Source organism: Streptomyces sp. (assembly GCF_035563135.1).
Classification (GTDB): Bacteria; Actinomycetota; Actinomycetes; order Streptomycetales; family Streptomycetaceae; genus Streptomyces.
Genome location: NZ_DATMVN010000413.1, coordinates 1 through 2,932 on the forward strand (window position 1 = coordinate 1; position 2,932 = coordinate 2,932).

The 2,932-nt window shown below is 72.0% G+C and carries 4 protein-coding genes and 1 pseudogene; 1 reads left to right on the forward strand and 4 read right to left on the reverse strand.

Translation table 11 applies throughout. The features are described from left to right. From VN520_RS18055 to VN520_RS18070, 4 genes are all read right to left on the reverse strand, one after another. The coding region (locus VN520_RS18055; protein WP_325747958.1) for an MFS transporter at window positions 1–830 on the reverse strand (830 nt) is incomplete at its 3' end. 285 nt (window positions 831–1,115) lie between these two features. Further along, window positions 1,116–1,244 (reverse strand): hypothetical protein, encoded by a 129-nt coding sequence (locus VN520_RS39655; RefSeq protein WP_414719880.1) that lies wholly within the window; start codon window positions 1,242–1,244, stop codon window positions 1,116–1,118. Next, window positions 1,241–1,654 (reverse strand): flavin reductase family protein, encoded by a 414-nt coding sequence (locus VN520_RS18065; RefSeq protein ID WP_325747960.1) that lies wholly within the window; start codon window positions 1,652–1,654, stop codon window positions 1,241–1,243. Before VN520_RS18065 ends, VN520_RS39655 begins: the two co-directional genes overlap by 4 nt. A gap of 4 nt (window positions 1,655–1,658) precedes the next feature. Next, the gene (locus tag VN520_RS18070; RefSeq protein WP_325747961.1) at window positions 1,659–2,126 is read right to left on the reverse strand and encodes an acyl-CoA thioesterase; all 468 of its coding nucleotides are present in this window, start codon (window positions 2,124–2,126) and stop codon (window positions 1,659–1,661) included. Between the two features lie 395 nt (window positions 2,127–2,521). Here VN520_RS18070 and VN520_RS18075 point away from each other — a divergent pair. Next, window positions 2,522–2,932 (forward strand): annotated as a pseudogene (locus VN520_RS18075) (cytochrome P450); the annotation flags it as partial.

Genomic DNA, 2,932 nt, shown 5'->3' on the forward strand with positions numbered 1-2,932 from the left:
CCCACCGCCACGCGCCGCTCGCCCCAACGCCGGGTGAGAGGCGCTGCCAGACCGCCCTGGGCCAGTGCCAGCGCCATCCCGGCGGAGGCAAGAAGCCAGCCGAGCCCGCCCGGCGAGAGCCCATGACGGTCGGCACCGAGGAGGGCGAGTGTGGCTTCCATGGCACAGAACGCCGCCGTGACGGCGAACCCCGCGGCCACCAGGGGCCACAGCCCTCTGTCCTTGGACCGCGCGGCGCGGCCGGCGTACCGCTCCGTGAGGTCCTGCCGGGGCAGTTCCCGCCGGCCGGGCAGAGCCACGGTGGCCAGCAGCAGCGCGCCCGTGGCGGCACCCGCCGACACCATGGCCGCGCCGTCGAGCCGCTGCTCCGCGAGCAGCGCGCCGACGGCAGGTCCGAAGACGAACCCCAGCCCGACGCTCGCGCCGAGCAGTCCGAGGGCGCGGGTGCGGTGCGCGGCGGGGGTGATGTCGAGGGCGAAGGCGTGGGCGACACCGATCGACCCTCCGCAGGCCCCGGCGAGGGCCCGGGCCGCGAGGAGGCCGGACAGCGTGCCGGCCTGGGTCATCAGCAGGGCGGAGGCGACCGAGCCGGACAGCGCGAACAGCAGCACCGGCTTGCGTCCCCAGCGGTCGGAAGCCCGGCCCAGGAGCGGGGCGGCGACCAGCTGGGCCACCGAGTAGGCGGCGAACAGCGCACCGATCGCGGCTCCGGAGGCCCCGAACTCCTCGGCGGCGTAGGGCAGCAGCGGCAGAATGATGCCGAAGCCGAGCAGGTCGGTGAAGACGACGAGGCACAGGGAGCCCAGTGCCCAGCGGGCGGACGGTCTCACGCCGCCTCCGTCCGGGGACGGGCGCCGGGGGCGGGCACCGGGGACAGCGGTGCGCGGACCACGGCGCCACCGGGGCTTTCCGGGCCGTACCCGACCGGTGCACCACCCTGGGCCGGCTTCATCATGACAACTCCCTCGTTCGGTCTCGTGCGTGGCCTCGGCGGAGCGCTGAGCACCCGGGTACGGCGTGCCGCCGTTCGCCCGCCGGACGGCGGTGACGGACACGCGGCGTGCTCCTCCGCCGGTGCCACCCGGTCTCCGCCCGGCCCTGGGGGACCGGATCGGTCAGGCGGGCACCTGCAGCCGGCGGAAGGCGCCTTCGTGGAAGAGCAGGGCATCGTCGGCCGGCCCTCTGTGAGCTCCGGGCACCGAGCCCAGGAGGGCCGCGTGGTCACCCCCGTCGTGGACGGTCACGAGCCGGCACTCGAGCCGGGCAAGGGCGCCGGCGATGACCGGTGCTCCGGTGTGACGGCCTGGTTCGGCGTCCACGGCGTCGAAATCGTACGTACCGGGCGCCTCGTCCGGTCGGTGAACCGGCGGGCCGGCTCCTCCTGCCCGGCCGGGAGGACGGATACGGCGGACGTCCCCCCGGCGGACACGTGCTGATGCAGCGACGCCGTACGGGCCACGCGCACCAGGCTCAGCGGCGGATCCAGCGGGACCGCAGTGAAGGAGCTGACCGTCGTACCGCGCGGGTCGCCGCCGCCCACGGTCACGACGGTGACCCCGGTCGCGAAGGAGCCGAACACGTCGCGCAGTCGGCGCCGGCTGTTCAGGACGGTGGAGGTGCCGTTGCCGGATGACGGCCAGGAGGTGTCCGCCATCGCCTCACCCTCCGCTCATGGGCGCGGTGGCCGGGACCCGTGTCGCGTACGGCTCCAGGGCCGCCCTCAGGCCCTCGGGCACCCTGGTAGGGCGGGTGTCGCCGTTGGGCCCGCGCATGCAGGCCACCCGTTGCCGGCCACGGGCCACCAGGTGCTCGGTGCCCTCGTGCAACCGCAGATAGTCGAAGGTGAAGACGATCTGCGACTGGGTCAGCTCCTCCAGGCGCATCCGGATCGAGAGCCGGTCGAAGGCGGTGATCTCGGCGAAGAACTCGCAGCCCACCGAGATGGTGAACAGCTTCAGGTCGTCGCGGATGTCGTCGAGCACTTCGGGGGCCATGTCCAGCAGGAACATCTCCCGGCACCGGCCCTGCCAGCGGACGTAATTGACGTAGTAGACGTTGCCTACCAGGTTGGTCTCCTCGAATCCGACGATATGGCGCATTTCGTAGTAGGGCCGCACGTCGGCCATCGGTGTTCCCTTTCCTTCGCCATCGGGGCAGACATCACCTGTTGCGTCTGTCCGGTCCCGCGCGGGACCCCGCGGTCTCCGTTCGCGTCCCGTGCCCGGCACCAGCCTCGCGGTCCTCATATGGCCCTTTGGGCGGCTTTTTCGAATTCCGACGACATGTGAGGATCATTCCTTGGAAGTCGTGGGCGGAGGCCACCTCGAAAGGGACTCCCCAGATATGACCAGGAATCCCCGATGAGCAGCATCTCCCGGCTTGCTAGCCGGGAGAGCGCACACCAGGAACTCGGCAAGCTCGAAGATGCCGGCACGGAGCACACTCGCGAGAGTGGTCGCGCGCCACCGGACGTACGCCGTCAAGCACCTGTCGCCGATCAGCGGAGCACACATTGGATTCCATGGACCGGAAAGCGATACGTGAGTTCCCCTCGCACCGCCCGGACGTGACGGGGCCCCTCACGGAACTCGCTTCCTTTCGCGAGGAACGCCCGGTCCGGATACGCATTCCGGAGGGCGGCCGGGCCTGGCTGGTGACGCGTTACGCGGATGTACGGGCCCTGCTCGCCGATGAACGGGTCAGCGCCGACGACACCCGCCCGGGCTTTCCCCAGGTGCTGCCCGGCGCCAAGCCCGGGGAGCTGTCGTTCACCCGGATGGACGGGCCCGAGCACTCGCGCCTGCGGCGGATGCTCACCGCCGAGTTCACCGTCCGGCGGATCCACGCGATGCGGCCGCGGATCGAGCAGGTCGTGGACGGCCTGCTGGACACGCTCGTCCGGGAGGGCGGCCCGGTCGACCTGGTGCGCGGT

Excerpts from the sequence above, each read along its gene's own strand:
- VN520_RS18065 (WP_325747960.1), bottom strand. The coding sequence starts at position 1,654 with ATGGCGGACACCTCCTGGCCGTCATCCGGCAACGGCACCTCCACCGTC.
- VN520_RS18070 (WP_325747961.1), bottom strand. The coding sequence starts at position 2,126 with ATGGCCGACGTGCGGCCCTACTACGAAATGCGCCATATCGTCGGATTC.